The following is a 6,510-nucleotide window of genomic DNA, read 5'->3' on the forward strand; positions in this document are numbered from 1 at the left end:
TTGCGGATAATCCGGGTCGATCGGCACATACGCCGCCCCCGCCTTCAGCACCGCCAGAATCGCCACCACCAGATCAGCCGAGCGCGGCAACGCCAGCGCCACGAACTGCTCCGGCCCCACACCCTGACCGATCAACCGATGCGCAAGACGGTTCGCCCTCGCATTGACCTCCGCATACGTCCACGACACACCCTCGAACGTGACGGCGGGCGCATCCGGACGGGCCGCCGCCTGCGCCTCGAACAGCGCCGGGATGGTCGTCCGTTCGGCGTCGCCGGCGCCCTTGCCGCCCGCCCAGCGGCGCAGCAGCGTGCGGCGCTCACCGCGGTCGAGGATCTCGGCGGCGGTGATGGGCGCGCCCGGGTCGGCGACCAGCTCGCGGACGAGGCGCTCGAAGCGGTCCGCGATCGAGGCGGCCGTCTCGGCGTCGAAGAGGTCGAGGGCGTATTCGAGCCCCGCCTCGATGCCGCCGGGTGCGCCGTCGGCGCCGTACCGCTCCTCCAGGTAGAGGGACAGGTCGTATTTGGCGGCGACCGCCGCCAGCGGCTCGGCGCCGCCGGTGAGCCCGTCGAGTTCGAGCCGGGCCTCGGGGTTGTTCTGGAACGACAGGACGACCTGGAACAGCGGGTGCCGGGCCATCGACCGCGCCGGGTTGAGCACCTCGACGAGCCGCTCGAACGGGAGGTCCTGGTGCGCGTACGCGGCCAGGTCGGTCTCCTTCACCCGGGCGATCAGCTCGCGGAACGACGGGTCGCCGGAGGTGTCGGTCCGCAGAACGAGCATGTTCACGAACATGCCGACGAGGTCGTCGAGGGCCTCGTCGGTGCGGCCCGCGACGGGCGAGCCGATCGGCACGTCCGTGCCGGCGCCGAGGCGGGTGAGCAGCGCGGCGTAGGCGGCCTGCATGACCATGAACAGGCTGGCCCCGCTCTCCCGCGCGAGGGCGAGGAGGCCGGCGTGGAGGCCGGCGTCCAACTCGAACGCGTGCGTCCCGCCCCGGTAGGACGCCTCCGCCGGACGCGGCCGGTCGGTCGGCAGCGCGAGTTCCTCCGGCAGCCCGGCGAGCGCGTCCTTCCAGTACGCGATCTGCCGCGAGATCAAGCTCTCGGGGTCGTCCTCGGAACCGAACAGCTCACGCTGCCAGAGCGTGTAGTCGGCGTACTGGACGGGCAGCGGAGCCCACTGCGGCGCCCGCCCCTCCGCGCGGGCCGCGTAGGCGAGGAGCACGTCGCGGGCCAGCGGCGCCATCGACCAGCCGTCCGCGGCGATGTGGTGCAGGACGAGCATCAGCACGTGGGCGTCGCCGCCGAGCGCGAACAGCCGGGCGCGCAGCGGCGGCTCCACCGACAGGTCGAAGCCGCGCCCGGCCTCGGCGGCCAGCGCCGTCGGCAGCTCCGCCTCGGCGGCCTCGGCGACGTCCAGCCGGGGCCGCGCGGCGGCCGGTTCGAGGACGAGCTGCCGGGCGGTCCCGGACCGGTCCGGGAAGATCGTGCGGAGCGACTCGTGCCGCGCCACCACGTCGGCGAGCGCCTCCCGCAGCGCGTCCCGGTCGAGGGAGCCGTTGAGGCGCAGCGCGACCGGCATGTTGAACGTCGCGGACGCGCCCTCGAACCGGTTGAGGAACCAGAGCCGCTGCTGCGCGTACGACAGCGGCACGACGTCCGGGCGCTCGGCCCGCACCAGCGGCGGGCGCACGTCGCCCGCCGCGTCCGCGAGCCGCTCGGCGAGCCCGGCGGCGGTCGGCGCCTCGAACAGCGCCCGCACGGGCAGCTCCGCGCCCAGGGCGGACCTGATCTTGCTGACCAGCCGGGTGGCGGTGAGCGAGTCGCCGCCGAGGTCGAAGAACCCGTCGTCCACGCCGACCCGCGGCACCCCGAGGACCTCCGCGAACAGCCCGCACAGGATCTCCTCCTGCGGGGTGCGCGGCGCGCGGCTCGCGGCGGCGCCGGTGTCGGGCGCGGGCAGCGCGTCCCGGTCGAGCTTGCCGTGCACGTTGAGCGGCAGGGCGTCCAGGACGGTGAACGACGGGACCATGTAGTCGGGCAGCCGCTCGGCCGCGTACCGGCGGACGGCCGCGACGTCGACGTCCGGGCCGACCAGGTACGCGGCGAGGCGCTTGTCGCCGGGCCGGTCCTCGCGGACGACCACGGCGGCCTGCGCGACGCCCGCGCATCCCGCGAGGACGTTCTCGACCTCGCCCGGCTCCACCCGGAAACCGCGGATCTTGACCTGGTCGTCGGCGCGGCCGAGGTACTGGATCGTGCCGTCGGGGAGCCGGCGGGCCAGGTCGCCGGTCCGGTACATGCGGTCGCCGGGCGGGCCGAACGGGTCGGCGACGAACCGCTCGGCGGTGAGCGCCGGACGGCGGAGGTACCCGCGCGCGAGCTGCACGCCCGCGAGGTACAGCTCGCCGGGGACGCCCGGCGGGACGGGCTGGAGCGCGCCGTCGAGCACGTACGCCCGCGTGTTCCGGTAGGGGCGGCCGACCGACGGGCGCTCGCTGCGCGCGACGACCTGGTTCATCGTGTCGATGGTCGACTCGGTCGGGCCGTAGAAGTTGCGCGCGGTGAGGCCGGGGACCGCGCGCAGCTCGGCCCACAGGCTCTCGCCGATGTCCTCGCCGCCGAGGAGGAGCTGTGCGGGCAGGTGCCGCCCGTCGCCGTCCAGCAGCCCGGCCTCGCGGAGCGACGCGAAGTGCGACGGGGTGGTGTTGACCAGGTCGATCCGGGCGCGCGCCACGTACGCCGTGTACGCCTCGACGTCGCGGCGGGTGCCGTCGTCGATGAGGTGCAGCTCGTGGCCGTACATCATCCACAGCAGGCCCATCCAGGACGTGTCGAACGAGAACGACGCCAGGTGCGCGAACCGCATGCGCCGCCCGCCGGCGGCCTCGACCGCCGGGTCGATGAACGCGCCCCGGTGCGCCTCGAAGTAGTTGAGCACCCCCACGTGCGGCACGGTCACGCCTTTGGGCCGCCCCGTCGACCCGGACGTGTAGATGACGTAGGCGGCGTTCCCGGCCCGCAGCGCCCGGACCCGCTCCGCGTCGGACGGGTCGTGCGCCGGCCGCCCGGCCGTGTCCGGGAAGTCGTGTTCGGTGATGGCGAGGGCGGGACGGGCGTCGTCCAGCATGTAGGCGATGCGGTCGGCCGGGTACTCCGGGTCGATCGGGACATAGGCGGCGCCGGCCTTCAGGACGCCGAGGATCGCGACGACGATGCGGGGGGTGCGCGGGAGGACGAGCGCGACGCGGTCCTCGGGGCCGATGCCGCGGGCGATCAGTTCGTGGGCGAGGCGGTTGGCCCGCTCGTTCAGCTCCGCGTACGTCAGGCGGGCGTCGCCGCAGACGAGGGCCGTGTCCGAGGGCGTGCGGGCGGCCTGGGCCTCGAAGAGGGCGGGGAGGGTGCCGTCCGGGACGGGGGCGGCGGTGTCGTTCCAGGCGGCCAGGGACGCCCGCTCGGCGTCGTCCGGCAGGTCGACGGCGCCGATCAGGGTGCCGGAGTCGGCGGCGAAGACCTCCAGGAACCGGCGGACGCGGGCGAGGAGCGCCTCGACGACGTGGTGCTCGTAGACGTCGGGGCGGTAGTGCAGGCGCAGCGACAGGCGGTCGCCCGGCGCGGCGACGAGCGACAGGGGGAAGTGGGTCGCGTCGTAGGAGTCGACGGAGGTGATGCGGACGCCGCCGAGGGACCCGTCCATCGTGGACGGGTCGAACGGGTAGTTCTCCAGGACCGTCATCGTGTCGAAGAGCGCGCCGCCGTGGCCCGCGACCCGCTGGATGTCGGTGAGGCCCAGGTGGTGGTGGGCGAGGAGCTCGGTCTGCTCGTCCTGGAGGCGCTCCAGGAGGGCGCCGAGCGACTCGCCGGGCCGGTGGCGGACGCGGATCGGCAGCGTGTTGATGAACAGGCCGATCATCTGCTCGATGCCCGGCAGTTCGGGCGGGCGGCCGGAGACCGTCGCGCCGAACACCACGTCGTCGCTGCCGAGGAGGCGGCCGAGGACGAGCCCCCAGGCGCCCTGCAGCACGGTGCTCAGCGTGACGCCGTGGCGGCGGGCGGCGCGGGTGAGGCGGCGGGTGGTCCGCTCGTCGAGTTCGGTGCTGGTCCGCCTCGGGGGCTCCGGGGGCCGGGCGGCGGCCTCGGGCGCGACGAGGCTGGGCTCGTCCACCCCGTCCAGGGCGCGGCGCCAGGCCGCCTCGGCGGCGGTGCGGTCCTGCTGGGCGAGCCACGCCAGGTAGTTCTTGTACGGGGTGACGCGCGGCATCCCCGTGTCGTGGCCGCCCTGCATGTAGAGCAGGAACAGCTCGGTCGCGAGGATCGGCGTGGACCAGCCGTCCAGCAGGATGTGGTGGTTGGTGAAGACGAGCCGGAACCGCTCGGGTCCCATCCGGACGAGGACGAACCGCAGCAGCGGCGGCGACGTCATGTCGAAGCCGCGGGCGCGCTCGCGGGCGACGACGGCGTCGGCCTCGGCGCCCGGCGCGGTGACCTCCTCCCACGGCAGCTCGACCGTGCGCGGGATCACCTGGACGGGGCGCGACAGGTCCTCGTGCCAGAACGCGGCGCGCAGGTTCGCGTGCCGGCGCAGCAGCGTCGCGGCGGCGGTGCGCAGCGCGGCGACGTCCAGGGGGCCTTCGAGGTCGAGGACGAACTGGGCGGTGTAGACGTCGCCGTCGCCCGCGTCGAAGAGGGCGTGGAAGAAGAAACCCTGCTGCAAGGGCGACAGCGGCAGGATGTCCTCAAGGTCCCCCCGGTTCACGATTTCTGCCTCCAGGCGGTCTGCAGCTTGTCGATCTCGTGCTGGTCCAGGTCGACGAGCAGGTCGGACGGGGTGAAGCCGCCCGCGTCCCCGGCGGCGACGTCGGCGGCGAGTCCGCGCAGCGCGGCGAACCAGCCCTCGGCCAGGTCGCGCACGTCGGCGGCCTCCAGCAGGCCGCCCGGCCACGTCCAGGTCGCCGACAGCACCGGCCCGCCGGGCAGGTCGCGGGTGACGGCGTTGATCTCCAGGACGTGCGCCATGGGCATCGCCGGGTCCTCGCCGGCGGGGAGCTCCTCGGCGGCGAGCGTCCAGTCGCCGTCCCCGCCGCCGTCCGCGACGCGGCCCAGGTAGTTGAAGGCGATCTGCGCGGGCGGGGCGGCGGCCAGCTCCTCGGCGGCGTCGCCGCCGCCGTAGCGGAGCAGGCCGTAGCCGATGCCGCCGTCGGGGATGGCCCTGAGCTGCTCCTTCACCGTCTTCAGCGCGGTGCCGCCGGTCGCGCTGCCCGCGTCCAGCCGGACCGGGTGGATCGAGGTGAACCAGCCGGCGGTGCGGGAGACGTCGGCGCCGGGCACGACGTCCTCGCGGCCGTGGCCTTCGAGGTCGACGAGGACGCCGGTGCCGCGCCCGCCCCGGCGCCGCCGCCACTGGGCGACGGCGAGGGCGAGGCCGGTGAGCAGGACGTCGTTGACGCGCCCGTGGAACGCGGCCGGGACCTCGGTGAGGAGGGGTTCGGTCACGTCGGCGGGCAGGTCGAGGGTGACCGAGCGGGCGCGGCCCGCGATGTCCACGCGCGGGTCGAGCGGCCGCTCGGCGAGGTTCTGCGGCGGGCCGTCGACGATGTCGAGCCAGTCCTCCAGCTCGTCCTCGCCCCGCTCGGACGCGGTGAGCTTCTGCGCCCAGCGGCGGAACGACGTCGGGACGGGGTCGAGGTCTCCCCCGGCCCAGGCGGTGACCAGGTCGGGCAGGAGGATCCGCCAGGTCACGCCGTCCACGACGAGGTGGTGCAGGAGGACGAGGAGCCGCCCCTGCTCCTGGCCCGCGTCGAACCAGACGAGCTGCGCGACCGTCCCGGCGGCCGGGTCGAGGCGGTCGCGGGCGGCGGTGGCCTGCTCGGTGATGACGGCCTGCAGCTTGTCGGCGTCCAGGCCGGCGACGTCCACGCGGGTGACGAGCCCGGCCGCGTCGGACGAGCCGTGCGGCTGGACGACGGGCTGCCAGCCGTCGAGGCGGAGCCGCAGGATGTCGTGGTGGTCCAGGAGGGTCTGGAACGCGGCGGTCAGCCGGTCGACGCCGAGGTTCGGCGGCGTGCGCAGCAGCATCGACTGGTGGAAGCCCCGGATCAGGGCGGTGTCGCCGCCCACCCGGTCGCGCAGCCACGCGACGATCGGCGTGACGGGCACGGGCCCGACCCCGGCGCCGGGCGCCTCGGCCTCGACCCGCTCGCCCTCGCCGACCGGCTGCGCGATCGCGGCCAGTTCCTCGACGGTCTGGTGCTGGAACACGTCCCGGGGTGTGATGACCAGGCCGGACGCGCGGGCACGGGAGACCAGCTGGATCGCGATGATCGAGTCGCCGCCCAGGTCGAAGAACCCGTCATCGACGCCGACCCGCTCCAGGCCGAGCACCTCGGCGAACAACCGGGCGAGAGTCTCCTCCCCGGCGGTGCGCGGCGCCCGCGAGGACACCCTGGCGGCGAAGTCGGGGGCGGGCAGGGCCTTGCGGTCGAGCTTGCCGTTGACGGTGAGCGGCAGC

2 protein-coding genes are annotated in these 6,510 nt (G+C 74.9%); both read right to left on the reverse strand.

Going from position 1 to position 6,510, the window contains the following annotated elements; genetic code table 11:
- A partial coding sequence (locus tag ABTW95_RS35425; protein ID WP_500228610.1) for an amino acid adenylation domain-containing protein occupies positions 1-4,758 on the reverse strand: 4,758 nt, incomplete at its 3' end.
- On the reverse strand, positions 4,755-6,510 hold a 1,756-nt coding region (locus ABTW95_RS35430), incomplete at its 5' end, for a condensation domain-containing protein (protein WP_500228611.1). The genes ABTW95_RS35425 and ABTW95_RS35430, both read right to left, overlap by 4 nt.

This window comes from Spirillospora sp. NPDC127506 (assembly GCF_040302145.1).
Classification (GTDB): domain Bacteria; phylum Actinomycetota; class Actinomycetes; order Streptosporangiales; family Streptosporangiaceae; genus Spirillospora.